A 24,221-nucleotide genomic window follows, 5' to 3' on the forward strand; every position below is an offset into this window, starting at 1 on the left:
AAGACTTGTTTGGAAATAAAGAAAAGATTCTCAAGGATAACACTCAAGCTATCTTATTTATGTTTAAATATATTTTTTATCAAGGGAGATCTGATAAAACTTCATATAATTTTAGAAAAAAAGCCGAAACTGTATTAAATAATTATAATTGGAAGACAAAAAAGATAAAAAAAAGGATATATTCAAATTCTTTAAAAGAGAAAGAACGTTATAAACTACTGGACCCCGAATATAAAGATTTACTAAATAAATTAAAAAACGAGGGAGTTAATAAGCAAAGAGATCGCTATATGGTCGTAGATTTAATCAATTTTATTCAAAGTAACTGTGAAGATTATAATATTATGGGGTATATAATTGAAAATATTAAATCAGGTGAAATAAAGAAAGTATATAGTGAATTGGATAGTATAATCTCAATAGGCCATAAAATAGCTTCTTTTATTCTAAGAGATATAGTTTATATATATAATTTAGAAGATGAATATCTAAAATCTGACGAATATGCATTTGTTTTTCCTTTGGATACTTGGGTTGTAAAGGTATCCAATAGTATAGGTATTTTAACAGAGAAAGAAAAAAAGCAATTAAAAAACTTAAATGGACTTCCAGATAACACAAAATTATCCCTATCTGCCTCAATTGCTGAAAGATTAAACACTAACGAAATAAATCCAATTCATTACAATCAAGGTGCATGGTATTTTGGTTCATGGATCGGGAATATTGGTCAGTCAGAAAAATTCGGGGACTTCATCAAGTATTTATTAAGTAAAAATATTAGTGTAAAAGATATGGAAAGATAGAAATTTAGAAATTAATTTACTCATTTCTCTATTACTTGTAAATCTCTCTAATTCTATTTTGGAAAACGATTACCAAAACCTTAAATATAGATTAACAAAATTTTATTGGTCGAAAAATAGGTGGTAATATGTTTTCTCTTGAAGGTATAATGTCAGAGTTAAGTAAAGAGCGCCGAATATTTCACTCAGAAGCTGATTTCCAACATGCTCTTGCTATGAAAATCTCTAAGATTTATCCTAAATTAAATATAAGGGTAGAATACAATCCATGGGGAGAGGAAGATAATCAACATATAGATCTTTGGATAATTGATAAACAAGAAGAGTTCGCTATTGAATTAAAATACAAAAAGAGACAAATTCTATACGAAGAAAACGGTGAAAAATTCATTTTAAACAGCCAACATGCGCAGGATATAGCAAGGTATGATTTTTGTAAGGATATTAAAAAACTCGAATCAATAAAGAGTAATAAAGATAATTTTACTAAATACGTCATATTTTTAACTAACGATCATCTGTACTGGGATTTATCAAATTACAACACTAATGATGATAATTTTAGGATCCACGATGGGAAGGAGTTAACTGGAACCCTGAAGTGGCACTTGAATGCTTCTGAAGGTACTAAAAATAATAGGGATGAAGATATCTCTTTGAATGGCAAGTACAAATTAAAATGGAATGACTACTCAGATATACCTAATCAAAAGAACGGCAAGTTCAGGTATCTCTTAGTCAAAACTAGTTAAAGTGACCAATATGCCCTATGAGTATGACAAGCACGGCTTTAATAAAAATGGCATCCATAAGGATACCGGGACTAGATTTAATCCTTCAGGCCACGACATAGATGGCTATGATGAAAGAGGGTTTAATGCCTTCCTAAAACACAAGGACACAGGTACTGAGTACGATACAGATGGTTTTGACTTTTCTGGGTGGAATAAAGAAGGGATACACAAGTACACCAGAACTAAATTTGACAAAGACGGCCACGACAAGAGGGGCTTTGACAAGGAGGGCATTAACTTTCACACAGGGACGAGATTTGACAGTTTTGGCCTTGACATAGATTTTTGTGACGAATATGGATTTATTTTTCATGAGATCCACAGAGATACTGGAACTCGCTACGATCCGGATGGGTACGACTTCTTTGGGTGGAGCAAGGAAGGTATTAACAGGGACACAAAGACAAAGTACAATAAGCTAGGCTATGACATAGATGGCTATGATCCTAATGGCTTTAACAGAAAAGGGATTCACAAAGGCACCAATACCAGATACAATAAAGAAGGGTATGATCTAGAAGGGTTTGACAGAAAGGGAATCCACATAGATACAGGCGCATGTTTTGATTTGTTTGGGTATGATAAGAAAGGTTATGACAGAAAAGGCTTTGATAAAAAAGGCTTTGACATGGAGGGCATCCACAGAGACACAAATACCAAATATGATAAAATGGGGTTTGATAAAGAAGGCTTGCACATGAAAACACTGTTGCCTTACAATTCAGAAGGATACGACCAAGACGGGTTTGATATTGGGAAATTTGATAGACTTGGCTTTGATAGGGAAGGTGTCAACATATTCACAGGGACAAAGTACGGCCCTGACGGTTTTGATATGAATGGCCTTAACTACGAAGGAAAGTCAAGAGAAGAGATAGAAGCAGAGGATGATGACCCGCATAGATAAGTTAAGGCTCCAAATGAAAAGCGTCAGAAGCCCAAACACCTAGAGCTCTTTTGAAGCAGCCTATCGCTCTATTTAGGTTCTTTTCTCTATCGACAAATTGGCTTAGATTCAGGTAAGCATTTCCAAGATTGTAGTAAGACATGGCATTATATTCAGGGTAATCTTCAACTGGGTTTCTAGATACAGCTTCATCCAGATATTCAATTGATTTTAGTAGAGTGGATGTAGAATTATCTTTTATTGGGAAAAGCATGTATGCAATGCCGAGCTGATTTATAAGGCCAGTCGCATCATCCCTGTACCCAGATTCAGTCAAAACTTTTAGTGCATTTTCCATTAGCTCAATAGCTTCAGGGAACTTTCCTTCGGCTACAAGTTTTGACCCTTCTTCCCAGTTCTTAATTGCTAGCTTTACTTCCTCTCTTTGATCCTCAACTAGTTTAGTTAGTGACATAAAATCACATGACATTATTAAATTAGAAAAATAACTTCTCCAAACAGTCCTTGCAGTAGGCCTTATTCCTATTATCGATATCCTTTACATCTTTAGCAATGTTCATAGCACATCCTGGAGTGTTACATGCTTCAAGCCCAAACAGGTATCCAAAAACATGCAACGCTTCCTTTATTGTCTCGTCCTTTTTTAGAGAAGTGTCTTTACGGCTGTCCTTTAAGTTAGCTGTTGAAACTATTCCAATGTCGCCACCCTTCTCAGCTTCGCCGAATAGAATCCCATCGTGGCCCTCCCTGTAAATGTCGAAATCTGTGAGCATTATTATTTTAAGAAAGTTAGGTGATTTGACTATTTTACTTGTATCTTCCATTCTTTGCCTGCCGAAAAGGAAAAGAGCATTGGTACTGTATTTGCCCACTCTGGGATTATAGGCAGTGCTCGGGATATTGTAATTAAATATCCTCTCCTCTGAGTCTTTACTTTGAGAAGGTAAACTGAAAAAACATTTTGCTTCAATTCCAACTGCATCATATACTAGTTTTTGGAATTCCTCCTTGAAGCTACGCAAGAACTCTTCATCTAAATTCCCTATCGACACAAGCCTGATATTAAGCTTAGAATATACCATGACTTAAGATAAGCGCTAGAGCTATAAAAGAGTTATTGGGAGACATTTTTCCTATATTTAAGAACATTAAAAAAATAGGGAAAAGATAGTATCTAACAAATGATCCTCACTTCGCCCCAGTAAATATAAAATACCCAAATGAATCTCCTTTAAGCTCATCCTGGAACCTCTTCACAAACTTTAGCATCGGGCGCATCTTCCGCCTAAGATCCCTATTTATCGCCATATGGTAAAGCACTCTAATCGATATCATTATCTTCTCAGCAAATGAATAGTCTCTTACAAAAATATCTTCATAGTAGTCATCTATCTTTATATTATTAAATCCGGCTTCCTTGAAGATATTCTCCCACTCTTTAAGGGTCCTGATATCAGTTTCTGGCCCAATAATATTGGACATTATCATGATATTCTTCATCTCTTGATAAAATTCTGGGTCTAAAGACTCCTTCATGAATAGGTCAAGTGTGGCAACTTTTCCGCCTTTCTTTAAAACTCTCCTATACTCCTCTAAGACCATTACAGGGTCGCTGACCAAGGCTGTTATTGCCTCCCCATAGACTATGTCAAAGGAACTATCGACAAATGGAAGGCTCTCTGCACTTGCCCTCTCAAAACTAACATTAGCCAGATTTAATTTTTCTGATTCATCTCTTGCGAGCTCTATAAGTATCTCTGATAGGTCCACCCCAACTATCTCACAGTCAAATTTTTGGGCCACATATCTAGTTATGTAACCTGTGGAGCAGCCGACCTCCAATATCCTTGGTTTCCCCATCTCTTTGATATCCAATAGCTCAATTAACCTATCAGTTCCCTTCCAGCCGCCGAATGTTGGCGAGGTCATGGCACCAATATAGCCCTGGAACTCATAGAGCCCAATCTTTCCAATTTCTTGATTAGTTAACTTTCTCATTCCAACATAATAATGGAATTTATCATATAAATAGTTAGTGCAGATTATCTACTAAAAGTTAAAAAAATAATTTAATTAAGATAATGAGGTCTACTCTATCTCGCACTTTGTAGGCTTTTTTGAGAAGAACTTCTTAGTCATGCAGACCATCCAGTTCCAGTGCAAGAGGAAGTGGAGTACCATCAAGATTACCATAAGAAGGCCAATGTACTCGTGGAAGAAGTTCCAGGAGTTCTTTGTTACTCCAAAGAAGGTCTGGTATCCGCCCTGCCTAACACCACTTTCAAAAAAGAAGAATAGGATTACGCCCGTTATCCCTACGATTATTAAGGACAATGTCATCAAGACATCGACAATATAATTGGTATCTGCTCTTTTCATATAATCACAGGATTTATGAATATATATTATCTAATAAAGTTTAGCTTTCTTATAATTAGTAAGACACACTTAAATAATATAAAAAATAATACAAATAAGGCGGTCAAATGAAAAAGAGTAATTACTACATAGCCATAGTTATAGTATTAATTTTAGTGCTCATAGGAAGCTACTATTTTTTATCGATGGGTAAACCTTCAGAGATAGCAACTGTCACCCAAGAAGGCTACACCTCGATTAATACAGAAAATCTGGAACAGAGTATCCCAACTACACAGAGTTTGACCTTAACAGATGCTGAAAAAGAAGACCTGCTCTACATGAGGGAAGAGGAAAAGCTTGCAAGGGACGTATACATTAAGCTCTATGAAAAATGGAATGTCCCCATATTCAGCAATATATCAAACTCAGAGCAGACACACACTGATTCTGTAAAGTTTCTAATTGATAGGTATGGCCTAAACGATCCATCTGTAAATGAGGTTGGAAAGTTTACAAACAATGACCTTCAGGCCCTCTATGACTCACTAATAGAAAAGGGAAGCAACTCCTTGGAAGATGCTTTGGTAGTCGGCGCAACTGTTGAAGAGGTGGACATAATCGATTTGAAAGAAGCAATTTCACATACAGACAAAGCTGACATAAAGACGGTATACGAAAATCTAATGAAGGGCTCAAGGAACCACTTGAGGTCATTTGTGTCCAACATGAAATCCAGGGGCTACAGCTACATCCCGCAGTACCTTGCCCAAGAAGAGTTTGACGAGATAGTAAACAGCCAGATAGAAACAGGAAAAAATTAATTTTATTTTTTAATTTTATTATTATAGATCACCTCATCTTACTATTTTTTGACCGATCATATCTTTTAGTTTCCCATCTTAATCGGTAAAACTTTAATGAGGGGCATTCATATTAACGGATCCGTTAATATTCCCAACTTCTATTAAAAGAAAAGGCCTTTTTCTTTAATAGAAACTAATTCTATTAAAAAATAATCGAAAATTTTTAATAGAATTAGCCCTAATAAAAGAGATTTAAGATAATAAAGAGGCCCTGACTTAAAATAAGTGGCCCTAAAAATAGATTATATTCTCTTTGTCCATATAAAATGTGCTTCAACTGCTCTTAAAAATCAATAAAGTTTTATATATACGAATATAGTATAATTGTTAAATGGGTGAGATTCTTGCAAGTTGAAGAGATTTTTGATAAAAAACTGCACAAACTAGAAGTACGGATAAACAAACTAGAGGACATAATGATAGACGCATTGAAATCAAACAATATCTTTGCCCTTGATCCTGAACTAAAAGAAATATGGGACAATGAAGAAGATGACCTCTGGGACAATCTTTAGGCAGAGAGAAATAGTATTGGGACTATTTCCATTTGACGATAAAAAAGAGTTTAAGAAGAGGCCTTGCATTATCATTTCTAATGAAAAATATAATCTAAGTCATACTACTGTTATTGCCATTCCTATCACAAGCAAAATAAGGAATTTTGAAGATGGTATGATTCTTGAAGATAAAGATCTGGAAGAAGGTTACTTAGTCAAGAAAAGTGAAATTTTGCCTTTCAAGATATTTACTATTAACAAATCTCTGATGTTAAAAAGTATTGGCCTAATAAATATAGATAAGGCCAAAGAGATAGAATCAATTATTTCTAAAATGATCGAGATCAATATTTAGAGCTGACATGACTATTTTTAATTATTTGGCCCTAAAAATAGATTATTAAAACAGGAAGATATTTTAACTTTGAAGCATCTACTTAATAAGTCAATTTGTAGGATTTGATTGAATGAAACAGGTAAAAATTATAGTTGAGAAACATGTTGACGGATATGTTGCTTATCCTATTGGCCTAAAGGGTGCAGTAGTCGGTGAAGGGAATACTTACGAAGAAGCTCTAGCAGATGTTAAATCTGCAATTGAATTCCACCTCAAAACATTTATTAAGGGCGCTTTTGTTGAAGAGGGCATTCATCTTTTATAGACTACGCTTCTCCTGTTTATTGAGAATACAACTATACTGTCTTTTTCAATTATATACAAAATCCGGTAATCCCCAACCCGTATCCTGTATGCGCTCTGCTTCAAGCTGACAAGCTTTCTAGCATCAGGAGGCATGGGATCATTTTCAAGCTTCTCAAGTTTGTCTATTATTCGGTAGGCGGTATCTTTATCTAACTTTTCAAGAAACTTAAGTGCATGCTTTTCTAATAGAATAGTACGGGACATTCATATCCCAAGCTGCTTTTTTGCATCCTTTAACGAAACAAGGTTTTCCTTGTCAAAACTTCTAATGTAAGCGTTGAACTCTTCCTCGCTCAAAGCATCTTCCTTTTCCATCATGTGCTGCTTGATATAGGTAAGATCTTCTTCTATCGAGTTTAGTTTTTCTACTATTATTTTCTCTAGCTTACTTTCCATAATAATCAATTTGCTGTCAAATTTAAATAATTTACCCATGCAATTAATAAAGTCGTATGGGAAGATCATAGAAATGGCAACGACGACGATATCTACTTAGCTTACCTTGACGTCGTATGCGAAACAGTGAAAAATCCCTGCCAATAGAAAAGTTCATGAAGATACTTGGTCTATGGCCAAAAGAATAAATTTATTTTTTTTAATTAATAACTTTTCTTATATTTCAACTTAAGATAAATTTGGCCCTAAAATAACTAATTTCTAAATATATTTTTGGTAATTAAATACCATTAGTCTTAAATAGAATAATTCAGGCTATATTTTTATGAAAGAAAAAACATTTTTACTGGGGACGCTTATATTAATAATTAGTATATCTGCCGTTTCTGGCAATAATGGGGATTTTTACAACTTTTCATTTAATTCAGAGGATAAAGTAATTCATTTAGACGTCATGAATAACGATGTCGTTTATTTCACGCAGAACGGTAATGTCTATAGGGCCGATATGAATTCAAACAAGCCGGTCCTCTTGGACTCGCTGGGCTCAAAGGTATCCCAGATCACATCTTCAGGCAACATGATATCAATTAGAACTGAAGACAAGAAGCTCTACGTGTTCAACCACGATGAGAGGGTTATATACAAGTTTGCAGCTTATGAGGGGGAGCTCCAGAGGGTTATAATCGATGATAGGGGATATCTAGCAGTAATAACAATAAAGGACATAGCCCTTGGCACAAGGGAGTGGATAGGCTATGTTTACTCCCCATCAGGGGATTTAATTGCCCAGAACAGATCAAGCTCAGTTTTAACATCATTTATCTCTCTAAACGACAAGCTTGTCTTTGGAGAGGGAAGCGGCAATGTTTCAGTCTATGACAGCGTTGGCTCAACAAAACTATGGGTGAACAATATAGGGACAAGGATAATGGGTTTCCAACACTACGGCGATGATGTCCTACTGGCCTCAGAGAAATCCATCTACAGCCTATCCTATGTAGATTCACCAAAGCTATCAAAGATACTCTCAATTGACGATTACCCAAGCCTCCTTGTAAGCGATAACGATAGGGTCGCAATTTCTTCTATTGAAGGCTGCCTTTACGTATTGAGCAACAATTCACTTCAAAATCAGTTCTCTTTCGACGGTAGTACGGTAATTAAAAGCTGCCAGCAAAATGACGATGTCAAGGATGTCTACCTGTTGGAGGACAAAACAGTTGTCCTGACTGAAACGGGGAAGATATTCGTAATCCAGGGCGGCGATAACAAGCTCACCATAAACACCCAAAATACAACTAACTCAAAAGTTTCCGGTTACACCGACAACGGGAAACTCTACATTGTGTCACAAAGTGATTACAAGCTCGATGTATATAATTATGATAATATTCTAGATTTAGAAAAAGAGATAAACGATGCCAAGTCTAGCTACAGCTCATTCCTTAACAAGATCAAGGAGGAGAAGGTTCCCACCTTTGAAGGGGAGGCTATGCTAAACGACATAGAAAGGAACTATAGCGGGGCATTGTCCTACTGGGATGCAGGCAATTACAAGGCATCAAAAGAATACCTAGACGAGTACAACTCCGGGATAAAGGATTATTTGGGGCAGAAGGAAACAAAGAGCACCAATCTATTCTCCATAATTCTGGTAGCAGCGGTCTTGATACTTGCTGTAGCGGCCATACTACTTTCAATGAGGAAGAAGAGCGTGGAGTGTCCAAAATGTGGCTATACTCTAAGGGATTACTGGAGCCACTGCCCCAGATGCGGAGAAAGGAAAGGGGGGCGATAAATTGAAGTTTGGAAAAGATAGCTTTAATGATCCCAAAGTCAAGTGCCCAAGCTGCAACTCCAATGTCTCTGAAGTCCCAAAAGGCGATAGATTCTTCTGCCCATTTTGTGGGGAGAGTCTCAAGAGAAATTCTGTAGTCTTGAGTGCAAACGGGAACAGGATTAGGGTAATGGTAAATCCGATATCACCTTCAGGCAGGGAAGATTTTAGATCATTCTTCCCAGAGTCAGTCCTATCATACATATCAAGGAGACACTTTAAGTTCACAGAAGAGCGTGGAGAAGTTTGCATTGAAGACATCGGGAGCGCAAACGGGACCCTCTTAAATGGGAAGGAGATCAGGGGGGGCGGCCCATTTGTCATAAAAAAGGGCGATACTATTGACCTCGGCGGGAGGTTAAGAGTTACTGTTGAGGGGATTGAGTTTGAATCAATCTAGTAGAAGGGCCTTTCTAACTATTCTTATTATCTTTTTATTATCCTCTTCAATTGTTTTGGGGGCGGATACCGGCTATGAAAGCTATGAAGATGAGATTATATCTTCAAACAATGCGATCACAGCTACTGAAAATAACATCAGGGACGCTAAACTAAACGATGCCTTGGATAATCTTTCCAACATCCCGAAGATACTTTTGGACATCAACGAGGTTTGGTACAGGGACTACTATACACAGCAGATAAAGGATTTATCTAGCGAGTATAAAGAGTCAAACAGCACTCTTATTGTTGAGCTTGATATGGCGAGAAATACCTCTTTAGAAGAAATGATTGCCACGCTTGATGTTATACTTCTAAAAAAAGATGAGATGGCAAAGCTAGACGCTTTTGAAGGCAAAGTGACAAATTTACGGAATAACATCAGCTCTTCCTATTACGAATACGAGATAATATCTAAGATACAGGTTGATTACGGGAAACTATCGGGGTTTATTGACAAGCTAAGATCCATAGAGCCTGAAATAACAACTTACAGCATGGAAAATCCAGATTACCTGAAAAAGATTTCAAATGATTATACCGCTATCCAGGAAGACCCACAATACCTTTCCCTGTTCAAAGAAGATGGGAACTGGGTAGAAAACAGGGCTTCTTTTTTCAATGATTTTTACATGGCGTCTCTTGATGTCAAAAATTTAGAGTCAACAAAAGTGGATAGTTACGACCCGATTATGCTTGAATTAGAAGCTCTAGGTAGAATTGTTCCCGATTTAAAGTTTGAAGAGGGCAAGGAAGCCACTATAAAAGAATCAATCAATAATAAGATAGCTTATGTGTCCCAGCTAGAAAACAACAAAAACAAGCTGAAATACACCTACATTCTTATTTTGGCGATATCCTCCATAGTTGCGGTATCTGCCCTCCTTTACATCTTCATTATTTCAAATGGCAAAAAACAAAAGGCCAAGAAAAGCGCCGCGTCAAAGTTCTTGGAAGGGAGGACACTTCTAATCCTTGAATCAAGGAAGATTGGGACCCTCATACATCCAAAGGAGATAGAGTACTATGCGGAATCAGATGTCGGATTAAAGAGAGAGTTAAATGAGGACTCTATTGGGATCACGTTCAACAGGGACGCTTCAAAGGGGCTCTTTGTCCTTGCGGATGGTATGGGCGGCCACAACGCCGGGGAAGTGGCAAGTAAGATTGCTATTCAAACTGTCTTAGAGCATGGAAAGGAGGAGCTTTTTACATACCAGAGGCTAAGTGGTAGCGACATAAAGGATATCCTAAGGCATATAGTCTACACCGCCCATGAAGAGATACTCAACATGTCAAAATGCAACCCTGAGATGTGTGACATGGGGACAACACTTGAAGTTGTGTTCTTGGACGGGGACCATGTTTACTATGCCCATGTTGGCGATTCCAGGATTTACATGACTTATCTTGATGATGGGTATGAAGAGAGCATATCCAAGGTGACTACAGACCACTCTGAACTTGGGATATACATGGAAAGAAACGGCGTTACAGAAGAAGAGGCAAGGAAGAATGTGCCGTCAAATGTCATTACCCAGGCTGTGGGCATCACATCCAATCCTTTAAGCCCGGACGTTGGCGATTTTAAAATCGGTAAAAATAATTGGATCCTAATTTGTTCTGACGGCCTTACAGATATGTTGCAGGACGATTGCTATATAGGAAAAGTAATTATTGACAAAAAGCTGGATATAAAGGGAAAGGTAAACGAGCTCGTTAGGGCCGCTAAGGATATGGGCGGCAAGGACAATATCTCCCTGATACTGTTTAGAAGAAGGTGATTTCTAGAGATGTTAGAAGGTGGGGAGGAGCTAAGAGGTATTTCTGGGGTGACCTATAAAGTCACAAGGAAGCTCAAAGAGGGAGGAATGGGCGTAGTCTGGCTTGCAAAAAGCTCCCGTGGACTCCCTGTTGTTCTAAAGCTGCCCAAACTTGACGGGGAAAACGACGATATAAAAATAGAAAAGATACTGATTGAAAATGATTTTTTATCTAATCTGAAACATCCAAACATTGTGGAATACCTTGACACCATAAACTATGTCTATCAGGGTATAAGATTCCCAATAATAGTTCTCCGCTTTATTGAAGGTAGGAGATTGAAAGAGGTATACTGGGGTTATCCAGCCTCTGAAGACGAAGCTATGCAGATTATTGTCCCAATTTTAAACGCTATCAGTTACCTTCACTCATTGAACATCATACACAGGGATATTAAACCAGAGAATATCCTGATGGATAATAATAAGCCCGTACTAATTGACTTTGGCGCTGCAAAAAGCGGGTACAAGGAAGCTGAGCTTGTCATTGGCACACCAGGGTGGGCTGCACCCGAGCAGCTTAACGGCAGTGCACCTTCTCCTCAAAGTGATATCTACTCTCTAGGCGCATTGATATTCTATCTAATGACAGGAAAGGAACCGAAATCCTATCTCCTAAACAACGGGCAGCTGTCGGTAGACCCGATCTCAATAAACAACAGAATGCCAAAAAAGATCTCTGATGTCATCAAAAAATGCCTCGATGTAAACCCCTCTTTTAGATTCTTAACTGTGAGAGACATCCTAGAATATCTTACCAGCGGGAAGAGCATAGAGGGCGACTATTTCGGAATTCCCAGGATAATTATATGCGGTGAGGTGATACCTCTAGTAATGGACAGGTATACAATTGCAAGGGATAGGACACAGGGCGGAACTGGACTTGCCAACATCGAAATAATGGAGCCAGGACCTGTTTTCTATATATCTAGGGGGCCGCCGTCTTCAGGGTATCTGCAGCTAGAAATAATAGGGTATGAATGGTTTAGTTCCGATGTAAACACTGGAAACGGCATATTCATCTTTAAGAATAATCAGTGGACACAGCTTGAAAAGAATGTTCCTAGAAGGCTAGACGATGGGGACCAGATATGCTTTGGGTACAACGCTAGCCAAGGCCCTTATATGCCCTTCTTATATAAAAAATATTAAAAAATAAATTTATAGAGCTTTGAACTCTATCTTCATCGATTTTCCTACTGTTATGATGTCTGAGTGCTTTAGAAGGACCTTCTCTCCCTTTCTAACATCAACGCCATTCACCTTTGTGCCGTTGCTGCTTTCAAGGTCCTCTAGGTAGTACCTTACCTGCTCGGTCTGCTCGTTTAAGGCCATAGTTATCCTGAAGTGCCCACCGCTAGTTTTTCTAGAAATTGACTGGGCCTCTAGGGGTGTGACAAACCTCTCAAAGTCCTCCCTGCCAAAGATCCTGTGGATCTCGTTTACTACCCTAATAGTTTCCTGTGGGTGGTACAGGATATAAGATGGGTTTGCCGCTATCTCTACCTTCCTGCCTACAACAGTTTTATCGTCCTGAGGTACTGCCCCTGGCCTTCTTAGGCTATCTTGAAGTATCGTGTCGCCGTAGGAATCCCCGGGCCTTCTATAAGGCTGGGCTAAAGTTGGGTTTATCCTTACCCCGCCTGTTGTCGGTGGCTTGCTGAACAGTGTCTGCTCCGGCGCAGTTTCAGCTGGCCTTTTCTTGTCCAATCTGAAGCTAATTGTGCCAACGTCCTCGATGTACTTGAAGTACTGGGCGGTCTGTTTGTGCAAGACCAGTAGGAGTATAACAACTAAAGATACCCCCAATATAGGTAAAGGAAGCAAGAGAAGGCTTCCTATATACTTAATCTTCCCAAGTATCTCTCCCAGCTCTGGAACTGTAGTTGCGAGTAGGGATATGACTGAAAGTGCTGCTAGGAGTATTATAATCCCAAACCTTGCCCAATTTCTTCCCTTGTATACGAAGTACCCTATGATTACGAAAAAAACCCCAAATATTGCGGGCAGTATCATCACGGGCTCGTAAAAAATAACTGAGGAATAGATTGATGCCAGCACCAAAATAAATCCTAATAAAATTGATAGCGAGGAAACTAGAGTGACAACTATTGGTACTCTATAAAATCCTCCTCTTGCTTGACTCATTACTTACCACCTCTCTATTTAGTACATATAACGGCTGATTTTTTATTATATTAACATTTCTATGTTATTTAGCCGTAAAATCCAATCCGAACGGCTAACGCGCCTACTGGGATTGGGTGGGACCTTTATAAAAATAATCTATTTTTGGCCTATATAAGTATATGGAAAATTGAAAAATATGGCCAAATTGAGGTTTCATAGCCTCAAAAGTGCATTGTCCCTGTTCCTGATAGCCTCTGTATAGTTTGGATCAATGGCTATCGCCCTATCATAGCAGATTATAGCATCAGAATAGTTTCCCATGTTAAAATAGACAATCCCCTTATTGTTCCACGCCTGCTTGTAGTCTGGATTAATTTCAATTGCCCTATCGTAGCAGGCTATCGCCTCATCGTATTTGCCCTGATTCTTTAGAGCTACCCCTTTGTCATTCCATGCATTTGCGTAGTTTGGGTCTACCTCAATTGCCTTGTCGTAGCAGATTATGGCTTCGGAGTACTTGCTCTGCTTATTGAATTCTATCCCTTTGCCATACCAGGAATATGCAAGGTATTCCCTAGCATTTTGATTGTTTGGATTAATCATTACAACTTTCTCAAAGTTTGTTATCGCCTCGTCATAATTTTTTTCGTTGTAGTATGAAACGCCCTCCTCATAATACCTGTTGACGTTATGCATTAATCCCAAAACAATCACAATAATTGATGATAACAATAAAACGGCGAATATAGATGCTAAAAATTTCTTAGAATAGGGCTTCTTATAGGACTTAAATATTTCATTTGAGGTATGCCCAATATTTCCACCATTAAACTCTGGATTCTGTTGAGCCACAGTAGGGGGGGCATTGCTATAGATCTGGGTTTTTGTTTCTATGGGGACGTTATCTGAATAGATCTGTGTCTTAGTTTCCACAGGTATATCACTGGGCGCTGGGCGAGCTACTGACCCATCGGTAACGGCTTGCCCGCAGTTAGGGCACTCCCTCCAGTTGGTGTTGATTATTTTTTTACAGTTTGGACATATAGTTTTGAGCTTGGAGTTACATTTAGGGCATGTTGACATATTCTCGTCAATCTCAGAATTACAGTAAGGGCATGTTAACTGCACCATGGGACCTAACAAGGACATAATTTCAAAATATATAAATATATGGAAAATCTTCGATTGCTCCAAAACACTTTAATAGAGCTTTTTTGAATTTTTGTCTAATGAGTGCCATTGACAACAAGTATAGGCTCTTGACTTTGTTATCAAAAAATGAGGTATCTTCTGTCTTTTTGGGCGAGTATATGCCTACGGGACGGTATGTAATCATTAAAATTCCAGTAGTCGGTCAGGAAAAGACAGCATTCGCACGATTTGAAAAAGAATATAATATACTGGTGGGCCTTGATCATCCGAATATAGTAAGGGTTATTGATTTTTCAAATAGTTTCCCTTATTTAGTTTTGGAATATGTAGATGGGGAAAACGCTTTGGAGGCCTATAAGAATCGTTCTGTGCCTTTAGATGAAAGTTACGCACAGTTGCTCCAGCTTCACAGTTCAATAAAGTATCTACACCAACAAGGATTCATACACAGGGATATCAAACCTTCAAATGTCATTATAGAAAAACATACAAAAAGGGCCGTACTAGTTGATTTTGAGACTGCAAGGGATATCCATGTGGAGGACAATACAGGGATCCATAGCGGGGACTTCTCGCCTCCCGAGCTAATAACTGGCCAGTCAGGTTACTTTACAGACGTATACAGCCTTGCAAAGATGGCTGTTTTCATGCTTTCAAATAAGAGTCAAACAGATAAGATCACTCTTTACCACCAGCTATCTTCATTAATGGAAGAAGACTACAGAAAAAGAAGCGTCTATGTGGACGGGATACTTTCTATACTACCAAAAAAAACTTTGGCCTATATTTACCAGGACGGTATTGTGAACAAGTTGTATCCAATAGCTGAGAGTGAAACAAGGATTGGCAGGGACAGAATTTGTGAAATAAAAATTGACGATATTAACGCCTATGTAGATGAAGTGCATGCCGTTATAAGAAAGGAAAATCAGGCTTATGCTATCTATGACAATAACAGTATCAATGGTCTTTGGGTCTTTGATAGGGGAAATTATATCAGGGTCTCACGGCACATTTTAAGAAACAATGATGTTCTCTCTCTAGGATGGAACAGCAGAAATGGGCCCTATATGACTCTGAGATTTTTTCTTTGAAGTAAAAAATAAAAAAATATATTTTTTTAAGGAACTACAGTCACCTTGCATGGAGCATACTTTGCCACGTCTTCTGCAACATGACCCATTGTAAGTCTCTTTAATCCTGTAAGCCCAGTTTTACCTACGATTATGTGATTGCAGCACTTTTCATCTTCTGCAGTTTGGATAATAGTGTCGACAACTCTTCCGAGTTTCATCATTTTCTTTACTTTTACTCCCTGTTTTTCTGCATACTTTGCCATCTCATCGAGCATCTTCTTGCCTCTCTTGCATACTGGGTCCTCCATCATGCAACTTAGTTGCTCTTCAAAGAATGGAGAATATCTCTTTATGTCATCTGTTCCTTTGATCTTATCTTCCCACTCTGGGAGGTATTTATCCATAGCTTCAAATGATAATTTCATTTTATCTGCATCAATTACATGGAGCAGCATGATGCTTGCTCCAGTCTTACCTGCCACCCATGCGGCATATTCTATTGCTTTTTCTGAAGCTTTGGATCCATCCACAGGGACTAGAATCCCTTTTATTAATTCAGCCATTTTCTCACCACATACTATTGAATATTAAGATATTTAAGTGTTTCGAATTTTAATAATTTAACAAATATTCAATATTTTTGATTAATGATTTAAAAAAAATATTATATATATTAAGTATAATTAAGAAATTGTTATTGATAGATTTTTAATCTAAAGATTTAGTACCAAACAGTATTCTGGTAACCGGTTTGGAAACTCCATGAGAAAGAAAGGGGTACAAAAAAAGGGCAAATTTTATCAGTAAATGAAAAACTAAAAGGTTAAAAGTAGCAGTTATTTATTCTTTATCAGTCATAACGGTGATTATTGTGAAGAAAATATTTTCTATATTAATGGGATTGTTGCTACTAGGGAGCTCATTTGGAATAGTTTCTGTAATGGCCGAGGAGATTACTTGTTATGGGAAAGCGGGGGACACATTAACGGCATGGATCTATTACGAAGATACAGAATGCAGAACCTTTGAGATAACAAACACGGGGACATCTCAAATGGTGTTGATCTCTGGACCAGTATGTTTTGAAGAAGTGATTGGGGAGAAAACATACAAAGTTACAGAGTATGTTTACTATGTTAGGAATGCAGGGACCCTGAATATTGCAGTTGATGGAGATCCTGATAGGCTTGAGTGCAATATTTTCCCAAGGCCATATCCAATGAAGAAATACATGGACATAGTTGGATTTGGGCAGAAAAAATAAATTATTTTTAATTTTTACATAGGCCCTGAAAATTAAGACCAGTCTTTCTATAAATTTAAATAGTAGGGATTACAACTTGCTATTAGTACGGTGGCTCAAATGGAAAAAATCTGTATGCACTGCGGGGCAATCAATAACTATGAAAGTATATACTGCTCCAGCTGCAACAGGGTCTTCTCCGACTCAGATATGCGCTACCTTTTCATTGACACTGAAACAAGCGGCCTTCCAAGAAGGAGATACGCCCCATATACAGACACCACAAACTGGCCAAGGCTTGTCCAGATAGCCTGGATACTATGCGACCAGAACGGTAATGTGCTATCAGAGGAAGAGTATATAATAAAACCTGAAGGTTTTGTAATCCCTTTTGATGCCCAGAATATCCACGGGATATCAAATGAGAAGGCAGTTTCAATGGGAAAAGATCTAGGGCATGTTCTTAGTAGATTCTCTGAAGCGATAGATAGATCAACCCATCTAGTCGCCCACAATCTAGAGTTTGACTTTAACGTCATAGGGGCAGAGTTTGTTAGAAAAGGGATTCAAAATAGACTGACATACCTCAATAGGTTCTGCACGATGCAGGGGACAACGGAGTACTGCCAGATACCGGGCGGCCCATACGATTTCAAGTGGCCGAGTTTATTTGAGCTTTACTACACGCTTTTCAGCACTCCTTTTGAAGAAAAGCATGATGCCTTGTATGATGTAAAGATCTGCAAGGACTGCTTCTTTGAACTTATTAAGAGAGGCATAATCTAAAACCCTGCAACACTTTAAATAGGCTAAACTCTTTTTTCGATAAAGGAAGATAAAGATGGAAGAAGATACATTTTATAGGATACCTTCAAAAAAAGAAGCGGAAAAACTTGAGAATACAAAGCCGGGGGACACTGTCACCTTTGGTGATCCAGAAGCGCCACACTTTGAACCTAGATGGCTAGCTCCAGATGAAACGCCCTTTGAAGCTAGGCTTTTTGACTGCAGGGAGTACGCGCTCCACATGATCTCCAATACCCTAGACAAGAAGGTCTTAGAGAAGTACATCGAAATGCAGTCCTCTGATGGCAGGCAGTATATACAGAACAATTTTCAGGATGGCGTCAGGATAAAGTGCAACGTTGACTTTCCTTTCCCAGATGTTGATCTCCCCGAAGGCATTCTATTCAGGTCTGAGATGATGGAAGAGAAGTGGAACATCTATAAGTTTGAAAATCAGATGTACTTTGTCAGGAGCTGGACGGGGGAGCTAAGATACGTCACAGATTATGAAAAGACAGAAGAGGGCTTTGTGATAAAGGAAATTGCAATGGACAGGGAAACATTCGATGAAGATAAGATCAGTTTTTATGTGAATGAAGTCCACTTCCTTCTGATAAGCCACGCTTTAGGGTATTTGATACCGCACCCTCTACCGCCTGACATTGAAGATTCCCCAGACTCGATACTGAAGTTCTCGTTTTCTGAGTTTGGAAACAGGGGATACTTTGGGTATTTTTCAGTAAAGTGAATTTAATCTATTTAAAATATATTTTTCTATATTCCCTCCAGTTATTATCCAAAGCAAAATATTATATACTATTCTCTCAAATTTTAAATGATTCAAATGGCTGATGAATCGGTACTCCCAACGATGGAGCAGCTCAAAAGGATTATAGAATACCTTCCGTATTTTGAGGACAGTAAAAATAGGTTCTTTGAGTATGTGCCTATAAAGGAAGTTAGTTCTGGTGTGACTCGCCTTCCTTACTATATCTATTCTGAAAAGGTTAGTGAGTTCATAAAGTGCCTTGAAGACCACAAGTTCCTGATAGCTCCGTATGACCACAAATGCGTCAGGAAGTATTTTGGCCTTATCAAGGGAGAGGTGGATTCACCTGACCTAAGCATCCTCGATATCAGGAATATCTTCTCCTTTGTTTTAAGTGCAGATGGATTCTGTGAGGGTCAGATAGCAAGGGCGATTGAGAAAGGCATCTTTCTAATGATGCTCCAGAGACTGAAAGGCATAACAGAAGAAATACAAATTCCCTCGGATCAATCATTAAAATGGACACACATTCTCTGATACAAGGCCCAGATGACTATCATCTCATAAACTCCCCGGTTTATATCTGGGCCTTTATATCAAAAAGTATTTATGGTTTCCATATTTTAAAGGAAGTTAGCTTTTCAAAATCTTTATCGTTAGTTGCAATATTTGTAATTTTGTATTCCTTACAAGTGGCTGCATGTATTGCGTCAGAAAATAATAGTTTAGAAGAAAAAGACAATGCAATCTGTAGTGTTTCAGGAGAAATATTTGCTATTTTCAAATTATTAAAAGCCATGATATCTTCAATTGTTTTTCTAGGTGTATCCATTTCTTGTAAGACGCCAGAATTATTTTTTATGTAACTTGGAACATCGAGAGGGGGTATATCGTACTTTTCTGATATTTCCATAATAAGTATCTTGTGATAGATTTCATCCAATACTATTCCGTTTATTATTCCGTTTATCTCCATTTTCATAAGTTTAAAAAGAAAATTTTTAGAGTTTTCCTTTAGTGGGTGAGAGTGGGAGTTTGAATAAATAAAAATATTTGAATCAATAAAAATTTCTCCAGAAGTAAAATTTTCTAATCTTTGAAACATTAATCCACCAAAAGATCTATGTCTAGATCTACGACTTCGTCAATAATTTTATTGGAGGCATTTATAGTTTGTCTAAAAAGTTCCTTATTTTTTGTTTTATAAGAAGGGTTTTTAATCTCTAAAATAACTTCCCCGTCTTCAATCCCTAGTTTAGAGATATCTTCAAGCGGTTTTAGTACCCCTTTTTCTACTTTTGCATGAACAATTATTGACATATGAACTTACTATTCAATTTAATATAAATAGTTTATGTATCTATTTTCAAAATTAATGTTAAAAAGGATTAGATCTTATCTAGATAATTTCACCCCCAATATGTAATATATTTTTGACAAAATCGAAACCTTTATAAATAAAATGTAATATATTTTTTACATTGCGGAGGTATTTGAAATGATAATAGCAAAACCTGAATGGTTTACAAGAAGAAAGTACGGCGGATGGGGACTTGGCATAAGGACATGGCAGGGGGCAGTCTACCTTGCAGCCATGTTTATCGCTCTTATAGTCCTGCTACAGATTGCGGGTGATTCTGTAGAAACAAAGCTAGTGGTAACAGGCATATGGATGCTCTTCCTTTTAGTCGATGTCTTTGACGTTATGTGGAAACTAAAGAAGGATGAAAGGGAGAGGATACATGAGGCAATAGCAGAAAGAAATGCAGCATGGGGCATGATGGTAGTCATCACTCTTGGTATTTTCGTAGAGATTATGTACAATGTCATGAACAATAGGATCTATGTCAATCCATTTTTAGCTGGGGCTTTGGCAGTTGGTGTTATAATAAAGTCTGTTACAAACTATAAACTAGAGAGGGAAAACTAGGGGTAAGAAAAAATGACAAGCAAAAAAGTTGTTACTAAGAAAGGTATGATTTACAGAGTCATATTCATAGCCATTTTGATGGTCCTTGGTATCACATTAAATCTCTATAACATTGGCTCAAATGAGTTCTTTGGTCAGTCGACTGTGGGGAACTACCTCATCTACATCGGGTTTGTCATGATACTCGTGACATCAATAAGTTACTTTAAGAAGAGAGAAAAGATAATCGATGAAAGGATAGAGATGTTAAGGTATAAGGCCGGGACAATGACCTTTATGTTCTTTATCTTCGTTGCTTTTGTCATAATAATCCTTGATGGGATACAGCCGATTACGATGAGATACTCTCTATTCATAAGCTACATGGTGTGCGCAATACTAGTCTTCTATGTCATAGCATACAAGGTCTTAGAAAGGAAGTATTAATTGATAATGAGGACTATATGAAAACAAGGATAAGAGAGTACAGAAAAGAACAGAAGGTTACCCAAGAAGACCTTGCAGCTATGGTAGAGGTCACAAGGCAGACCATAAATTCTTTAGAGCAGGGGAGGTACAATCCTTCCCTGGAACTTGCATATAAGATCACTAAAGCTCTGAAAAAAGATAAGATAGAAGATGTTTTCATAATGGAATAGGTCTAATTAGTTAATTATTGTATAGATAGCCGTATTTACTGTTAATTCAACTTTTAATTATTTGAAAAGATTTAAATTGTCAAAAGTAACTTTAATATTAGATAATATGATACTCGCAAAATTTGAGATTTACTACGATGAAGATTATTGGTGTGCACGTGGTATAGGGGAGGATATTTTCACACAAGGAAAAACTCTTGACGAATTAATGAATAATCTTAAAGAAGCATGTGAATTACACTTTGAAGAAGAAATTGAAAAAGGAGAAGAAGTAAGAGTTCTATCTATCTCAGAATTAGAGGTGGCAACTGGTGTAAAAACAGCCGGTTGTTAATTCAAAGTCCCTTATAAGATTACTAAATAATCTTGGATATGAAGTCGTTCGCCAAAAAGGTAGCCATATTAGATTAAAAAAAGTAAGCGAAAAAGGGATTCATAAAATAACAGTTCCAAATCATGAAGAAATAGCAAAGGGAACCCTAAACGATATAATAACTAAAATATCCATCTGGAATGATATACCTAAAAATGAATTAATAATAATGCTAAAAGAAAAATAATTAATTAACTTCTAAATTGTGGTAGGTACTTCCAGCATTTTATTCTAATCCATAAACTGATCCAAGGTCTTATCGATACTCCTTTCATCAACTATGTGCTCTATCCCTATATCATAATTATTTTCTAGGATTATTTTCTCTAAATCCTCTGACACAAATCTCCTGTGGCAGTTATTATAATCCTTTTCAGCGCACATAAGTGCAACTGTCTTTTTATTAGAGATAATCTCTCCCAAAAGTTCATGCAAAGCTTGACTGTATCTTTCTGATATTCTATACTGACTAAATCCTTCGGCGGGCATCCCTCCAAGTTTATCCCCTTTATAGGCATATTCTATGCCGTTATCAATTAGCTTTCTAGAAATATTTTCTTTGTTATAGTCCGGGACATATTTACTGAAAGGAAATGTCCTTATATCTATCAAGACTTCCACATCAAACCTCTTCAATATAGAAATAAAATCTGTTATCTTCCTGTTGCTGTGGCCTATCGTATAGATTATCATGAATTTCAGCTTTTCTTGAAAAGCTTTGGATGCTCGGTGTGGACAGGGATTAGATTTTCTGGAGCGATCCTCTTTATCATGTCCCTTATCTCTGGTCCAGACGCATGACCTGAGGCGTGTGCAGAAACTTGGGAAATATTGAAGTGCTTTAACCAGTTCTGTTTTCTCTGCTCATCTAGCTCCATGTCATCATTAAAGGGCTCACAGCTTGACTTTATCCAGAGCGCATTTTTTGGCCTTATATCAATCAGCTGCCCCATTGACCATAGATTCATTGATAGTACAAAGCTATCCTCATTATTCTTTAGATCTTTGAAAGTGACTGAGTTTTCAAGATCTAAAAAATCCCTTTCCCACTTGTCATAGTCCTGCTCAACTTGCCCCCAGTTAAAATTGTCCTTTGTAATTAGTCCCCACTTTTTCCTCGGAACAAGTACCTTAACATCGCTAAGGCTGAAAGGGCTTAGCTCCCCCATCAGATTAATCAGGTAGGCAAGCTTTAGGCCAACGACAAACTCTCTTCCATTTTCTCTTGTTGAATCGAAGATGCTCTTTGCACGGTAAAGGTCCCTTATAGGATGCTCTATCAAGACAAGACCCTTCGCATCTGAGATTGCAGCAGATATGTCTTTTTTTACACCTTCCTCACTGTCTATCCTATCGCTATTAATCCTTGTACCTTCTGAGATCATCCATCTTGGGCTTTCTGCCTTTGCCCTTGAAACAAACTCCTTGCTCTGCTCTTCCACATACCCGTGGAATCTTATGTCGCCGGTATAAACTAAATTACCTTCATCAGAATAGATTATGAAACCGCATGCCCCGGGGAGGGAATGGTCAACAGGTAGCATCTCAACTTCTAGAGATCCAATCCTGTATCGTTCATATGGCTTCATCAGAACATACTCTCTATTGTGGACAAAATTTTGCTTTTTTCTATCGACCCTGCTAAGGCCTCCGCTTTTATTCTCATAGAATTCAAAGGACTCTAGATACGTCACAAGGTCTGAAAATCCCGATGCGCCTGTAGTTTCAAGCGCTTCAAGGATCAGTTTAGATTCCCTTGTGCAAAATATTGGTATTTCTTTTCTTAAGAAATGTATGTACTGGGCATGGTCTGCATGGGCATGGCTCAAAAGCACTGCATCGACTTCTCTCTTTTCAGGGGGCAACTCCATGTGCTTTAGGTAGTCTTCCCTGTAGATCCCTTTTATCTCGGGGAGGAGGCCAAACTCAAAAAAATCTGTGAGGCACCCACACTTTCTAGGCTGGATAAACTCAGAAAAATACTTCCCACTCTCGCCAAAGCTCATCCCAAAGTCCAGGAAAATTCTAGTGCCTTTGTGCTCCAAAAGTATCTTGTTTCCGCCAATCTCGTTCTTTCCGCCAAATATCTTAATATCCATGTTTTATTTTTAGAAAAGAACGTATATAATTTTAATCCTTATTTGCCAAGTTTCTTTTCCACGTTTTACTTATTTTTTTACATATTCCTAAATATAGGTAAAGCCATAATCAAATTTAACAGGATTTGATAAAAATGGCTGAAAAAGAAGTCCCCCTATGCGCCTACTGTAACTCCAACAGAGTAATACCTATTTTTTACGGCTACCCGACTTCAAAAGATTACCAAGAATATGAAAAGGGAAATCTCATATTTGGTCAAAGTATAACTCTAGGGCCAAAGTTCAACTGGCACTGCAAGAAGTGTGACAAAAGCTTCTAGATCTCTTTTGCATAATTTTTTATATATGTAAGTTACCTTATAAATGGCCAATGCCTATCATTAGATATTGGAGGTAATTTTAATGAAGGAAGAGACAGAATATATGTTGTTAAAGTTTATGACCGAAATTTTAAAGGAAATGAAGGCGATTAACAAAAATCTTGAAGCGATAAACGAAACTATCGAGGATGTCGGATTTATAGATTTCTACGATGACGATGAGGAAGAAGAGGCTCCTGAAGATCTAGAAGAAAACTAATTTTCCTTTTAGATC

Annotated in this window: 36 protein-coding genes; 23 read left to right on the forward strand and 13 right to left on the reverse strand. The window is 37.6% G+C overall.

Annotation, left to right across the window (positions count from 1 at the left end):
• The first annotated feature begins 344 nt into the window (after positions 1-344).
• From HPY60_00370 to HPY60_00380, 3 genes are all read left to right on the forward strand, one after another.
• Positions 345-806 carry a hypothetical protein gene (locus tag HPY60_00370; GenBank protein ID NPV49639.1) on the forward strand — a complete coding sequence of 154 codons (462 nt, stop codon included), beginning with the start codon at positions 345-347 and terminating at the stop codon, positions 804-806.
• A gap of 128 nt (positions 807-934) precedes the next feature.
• A complete protein-coding gene (locus tag HPY60_00375; protein NPV49640.1) occupies positions 935-1,558 on the forward strand; it encodes a hypothetical protein in 624 nt (207 codons plus the stop codon).
• Positions 1,559-2,168: 610 nt separating this feature from the next.
• Entirely contained in the window at positions 2,169-2,507 is a 339-nt protein-coding gene (locus HPY60_00380) for a hypothetical protein (protein NPV49641.1), read from the forward strand.
• A gap of 1 nt (position 2,508) precedes the next feature.
• Here HPY60_00380 and HPY60_00385 read toward each other — a convergent pair whose 3' ends face one another.
• The 4 genes from HPY60_00385 to HPY60_00400 all read right to left on the reverse strand — a co-directional run bounded on the left by HPY60_00385 (position 2,509) and on the right by HPY60_00400 (position 4,886).
• Positions 2,509-2,961 carry a hypothetical protein gene (locus HPY60_00385; GenBank protein ID NPV49642.1) on the reverse strand — a complete coding sequence of 151 codons (453 nt, stop codon included), beginning with the start codon at positions 2,959-2,961 and terminating at the stop codon, positions 2,509-2,511.
• A gap of 22 nt (positions 2,962-2,983) precedes the next feature.
• Complete coding sequence (locus HPY60_00390; GenBank protein ID NPV49643.1) at positions 2,984-3,589, reverse strand: hypothetical protein; 606 nt, start codon at positions 3,587-3,589, stop codon at positions 2,984-2,986.
• A gap of 106 nt (positions 3,590-3,695) precedes the next feature.
• Positions 3,696-4,505 (reverse strand): methyltransferase domain-containing protein, encoded by an 810-nt coding sequence (locus tag HPY60_00395; GenBank protein NPV49644.1) that lies wholly within the window; start codon positions 4,503-4,505, stop codon positions 3,696-3,698.
• A gap of 90 nt (positions 4,506-4,595) precedes the next feature.
• A complete protein-coding gene (locus tag HPY60_00400; GenBank protein ID NPV49645.1) occupies positions 4,596-4,886 on the reverse strand; it encodes a DUF4405 domain-containing protein in 291 nt (96 codons plus the stop codon).
• Positions 4,887-4,993: 107 nt separating this feature from the next.
• On the opposite strand from HPY60_00400, the gene HPY60_00405 reads away from it, so the two are divergent.
• The 4 genes from HPY60_00405 (at position 4,994) to HPY60_00420 (ending at position 6,890) form a co-directional block, all read left to right on the forward strand.
• Positions 4,994-5,689 (forward strand): DUF2202 domain-containing protein, encoded by a 696-nt coding sequence (locus HPY60_00405; protein NPV49646.1) that lies wholly within the window; start codon positions 4,994-4,996, stop codon positions 5,687-5,689.
• Between the two features lie 386 nt (positions 5,690-6,075).
• Positions 6,076-6,246 (forward strand): hypothetical protein, encoded by a 171-nt coding sequence (locus HPY60_00410; protein ID NPV49647.1) that lies wholly within the window; start codon positions 6,076-6,078, stop codon positions 6,244-6,246.
• The gene (locus tag HPY60_00415) at positions 6,215-6,583 is read left to right on the forward strand and encodes a type II toxin-antitoxin system PemK/MazF family toxin (protein ID NPV49648.1); all 369 of its coding nucleotides are present in this window, start codon (positions 6,215-6,217) and stop codon (positions 6,581-6,583) included. The genes HPY60_00410 and HPY60_00415 overlap by 32 nt, the downstream gene beginning before the upstream one ends.
• A 112-nt stretch (positions 6,584-6,695) precedes the next feature.
• Positions 6,696-6,890, forward strand: coding sequence for a type II toxin-antitoxin system HicB family antitoxin (locus HPY60_00420; GenBank protein NPV49649.1), 195 nt, complete (start codon positions 6,696-6,698; stop codon positions 6,888-6,890).
• Here the strand turns inward: HPY60_00420 and HPY60_00425 are convergent.
• Together HPY60_00425 and HPY60_00430 are read right to left on the reverse strand one after the other, a co-directional pair.
• Entirely contained in the window at positions 6,878-7,135 is a 258-nt protein-coding gene (locus HPY60_00425; protein NPV49650.1) for a type II toxin-antitoxin system RelE/ParE family toxin, read from the reverse strand. The genes HPY60_00420 and HPY60_00425 overlap by 13 nt on opposite strands.
• Positions 7,136-7,327: a hypothetical protein gene (locus tag HPY60_00430; GenBank protein ID NPV49651.1), complete on the reverse strand. Its 192-nt coding sequence runs from the start codon at positions 7,325-7,327 to the stop codon at positions 7,136-7,138.
• A gap of 325 nt (positions 7,328-7,652) precedes the next feature.
• Between HPY60_00430 and HPY60_00435 the strand changes: the two genes are divergently transcribed.
• The 4 genes from HPY60_00435 (at position 7,653) to HPY60_00450 (ending at position 12,583) form a co-directional block, all read left to right on the forward strand.
• Positions 7,653-9,128, forward strand: coding sequence for a zinc ribbon domain-containing protein (locus HPY60_00435; protein NPV49652.1), 1,476 nt, complete (start codon positions 7,653-7,655; stop codon positions 9,126-9,128).
• 1 nt (position 9,129) lies between these two features.
• Entirely contained in the window at positions 9,130-9,567 is a 438-nt protein-coding gene (locus tag HPY60_00440) for an FHA domain-containing protein (GenBank protein NPV49653.1), read from the forward strand.
• Positions 9,554-11,392 (forward strand): serine/threonine-protein phosphatase, encoded by a 1,839-nt coding sequence (locus tag HPY60_00445; GenBank protein NPV49654.1) that lies wholly within the window; start codon positions 9,554-9,556, stop codon positions 11,390-11,392. Before HPY60_00440 ends, HPY60_00445 begins: the two co-directional genes overlap by 14 nt.
• A gap of 87 nt (positions 11,393-11,479) precedes the next feature.
• Positions 11,480-12,583: a serine/threonine protein kinase gene (locus HPY60_00450; protein NPV49655.1), complete on the forward strand. Its 1,104-nt coding sequence runs from the start codon at positions 11,480-11,482 to the stop codon at positions 12,581-12,583.
• Between the two features lie 9 nt (positions 12,584-12,592).
• Here HPY60_00450 and HPY60_00455 read toward each other — a convergent pair whose 3' ends face one another.
• A complete protein-coding gene (locus tag HPY60_00455; protein ID NPV49656.1) occupies positions 12,593-13,579 on the reverse strand; it encodes an FHA domain-containing protein in 987 nt (328 codons plus the stop codon).
• 195 nt (positions 13,580-13,774) lie between these two features.
• Positions 13,775-14,710, reverse strand: coding sequence for a tetratricopeptide repeat protein (locus tag HPY60_00460; protein NPV49657.1), 936 nt, complete (start codon positions 14,708-14,710; stop codon positions 13,775-13,777).
• An 80-nt stretch (positions 14,711-14,790) separates the two neighbouring features.
• Here HPY60_00460 and HPY60_00465 point away from each other — a divergent pair, with 80 nt between their 5' ends.
• A complete protein-coding gene (locus tag HPY60_00465) occupies positions 14,791-15,807 on the forward strand; it encodes a protein kinase (GenBank protein NPV49658.1) in 1,017 nt (338 codons plus the stop codon).
• A gap of 26 nt (positions 15,808-15,833) precedes the next feature.
• Here HPY60_00465 and HPY60_00470 read toward each other — a convergent pair whose 3' ends face one another.
• Positions 15,834-16,352, reverse strand: a complete 519-nt coding sequence (locus tag HPY60_00470) for a universal stress protein (protein NPV49659.1) — start codon at positions 16,350-16,352, stop codon at positions 15,834-15,836.
• Between the two features lie 308 nt (positions 16,353-16,660).
• Between HPY60_00470 and HPY60_00475 the strand changes: the two genes are divergently transcribed.
• From HPY60_00475 to HPY60_00490, 4 genes are all read left to right on the forward strand, one after another.
• Positions 16,661-17,053 (forward strand): hypothetical protein, encoded by a 393-nt coding sequence (locus HPY60_00475; protein NPV49660.1) that lies wholly within the window; start codon positions 16,661-16,663, stop codon positions 17,051-17,053.
• Between the two features lie 189 nt (positions 17,054-17,242).
• Positions 17,243-17,818 carry a 3'-5' exonuclease gene (locus tag HPY60_00480; protein ID NPV49661.1) on the forward strand — a complete coding sequence of 192 codons (576 nt, stop codon included), beginning with the start codon at positions 17,243-17,245 and terminating at the stop codon, positions 17,816-17,818.
• A 55-nt stretch (positions 17,819-17,873) separates the two neighbouring features.
• Complete coding sequence (locus HPY60_00485) at positions 17,874-18,566, forward strand: hypothetical protein (protein ID NPV49662.1); 693 nt, start codon at positions 17,874-17,876, stop codon at positions 18,564-18,566.
• Between the two features lie 96 nt (positions 18,567-18,662).
• Positions 18,663-19,124 carry a hypothetical protein gene (locus HPY60_00490; protein ID NPV49663.1) on the forward strand — a complete coding sequence of 154 codons (462 nt, stop codon included), beginning with the start codon at positions 18,663-18,665 and terminating at the stop codon, positions 19,122-19,124.
• A gap of 70 nt (positions 19,125-19,194) precedes the next feature.
• On the opposite strand, the gene HPY60_00495 is transcribed toward HPY60_00490, so the two are convergent.
• On the reverse strand, positions 19,195-19,692 hold the full coding sequence (locus HPY60_00495; GenBank protein ID NPV49664.1) for a PIN domain-containing protein: 498 nt from the start codon (positions 19,690-19,692) through the stop codon (positions 19,195-19,197).
• Positions 19,692-19,907: a DUF104 domain-containing protein gene (locus HPY60_00500; GenBank protein NPV49665.1), complete on the reverse strand. Its 216-nt coding sequence runs from the start codon at positions 19,905-19,907 to the stop codon at positions 19,692-19,694. Before HPY60_00500 ends, HPY60_00495 begins: the two co-directional genes overlap by 1 nt.
• Before the next feature lie 178 nt (positions 19,908-20,085).
• Here HPY60_00500 and HPY60_00505 point away from each other — a divergent pair, with 178 nt between their 5' ends.
• From HPY60_00505 to HPY60_00525, 5 genes are all read left to right on the forward strand, one after another.
• Complete coding sequence (locus tag HPY60_00505) at positions 20,086-20,517, forward strand: hypothetical protein (GenBank protein NPV49666.1); 432 nt, start codon at positions 20,086-20,088, stop codon at positions 20,515-20,517.
• Positions 20,518-20,529: 12 nt separating this feature from the next.
• Positions 20,530-20,943, forward strand: a complete 414-nt coding sequence (locus tag HPY60_00510) for a hypothetical protein (GenBank protein NPV49667.1) — start codon at positions 20,530-20,532, stop codon at positions 20,941-20,943.
• A gap of 17 nt (positions 20,944-20,960) precedes the next feature.
• Entirely contained in the window at positions 20,961-21,155 is a 195-nt protein-coding gene (locus HPY60_00515) for a helix-turn-helix transcriptional regulator (protein NPV49668.1), read from the forward strand.
• 109 nt (positions 21,156-21,264) lie between these two features.
• Positions 21,265-21,489: a type II toxin-antitoxin system HicB family antitoxin gene (locus tag HPY60_00520; protein NPV49669.1), complete on the forward strand. Its 225-nt coding sequence runs from the start codon at positions 21,265-21,267 to the stop codon at positions 21,487-21,489.
• A 13-nt stretch (positions 21,490-21,502) separates the two neighbouring features.
• Positions 21,503-21,715 carry a type II toxin-antitoxin system HicA family toxin gene (locus HPY60_00525; protein ID NPV49670.1) on the forward strand — a complete coding sequence of 71 codons (213 nt, stop codon included), beginning with the start codon at positions 21,503-21,505 and terminating at the stop codon, positions 21,713-21,715.
• 44 nt (positions 21,716-21,759) lie between these two features.
• Here the strand turns inward: HPY60_00525 and HPY60_00530 are convergent, their stop codons facing one another.
• Together HPY60_00530 and HPY60_00535 are read right to left on the reverse strand one after the other, a co-directional pair.
• On the reverse strand, positions 21,760-22,221 hold the full coding sequence (locus tag HPY60_00530; GenBank protein NPV49671.1) for a DUF488 domain-containing protein: 462 nt from the start codon (positions 22,219-22,221) through the stop codon (positions 21,760-21,762).
• A 5-nt stretch (positions 22,222-22,226) separates the two neighbouring features.
• Positions 22,227-23,627, reverse strand: coding sequence for an MBL fold metallo-hydrolase (locus HPY60_00535; protein ID NPV49672.1), 1,401 nt, complete (start codon positions 23,625-23,627; stop codon positions 22,227-22,229).
• A gap of 134 nt (positions 23,628-23,761) precedes the next feature.
• On the opposite strand from HPY60_00535, the gene HPY60_00540 reads away from it, so the two are divergent.
• Positions 23,762-23,947, forward strand: a complete 186-nt coding sequence (locus HPY60_00540) for a hypothetical protein (GenBank protein ID NPV49673.1) — start codon at positions 23,762-23,764, stop codon at positions 23,945-23,947.
• A gap of 82 nt (positions 23,948-24,029) precedes the next feature.
• On the forward strand, positions 24,030-24,206 hold the full coding sequence (locus HPY60_00545) for a hypothetical protein (GenBank protein ID NPV49674.1): 177 nt from the start codon (positions 24,030-24,032) through the stop codon (positions 24,204-24,206).
• Positions 24,207-24,221 lie beyond the last annotated feature (15 nt).

Source organism: Methanofastidiosum sp. (assembly GCA_013178285.1).
Taxonomy (GTDB): domain Archaea; phylum Methanobacteriota_B; class Thermococci; order Methanofastidiosales; family Methanofastidiosaceae; genus Methanofastidiosum.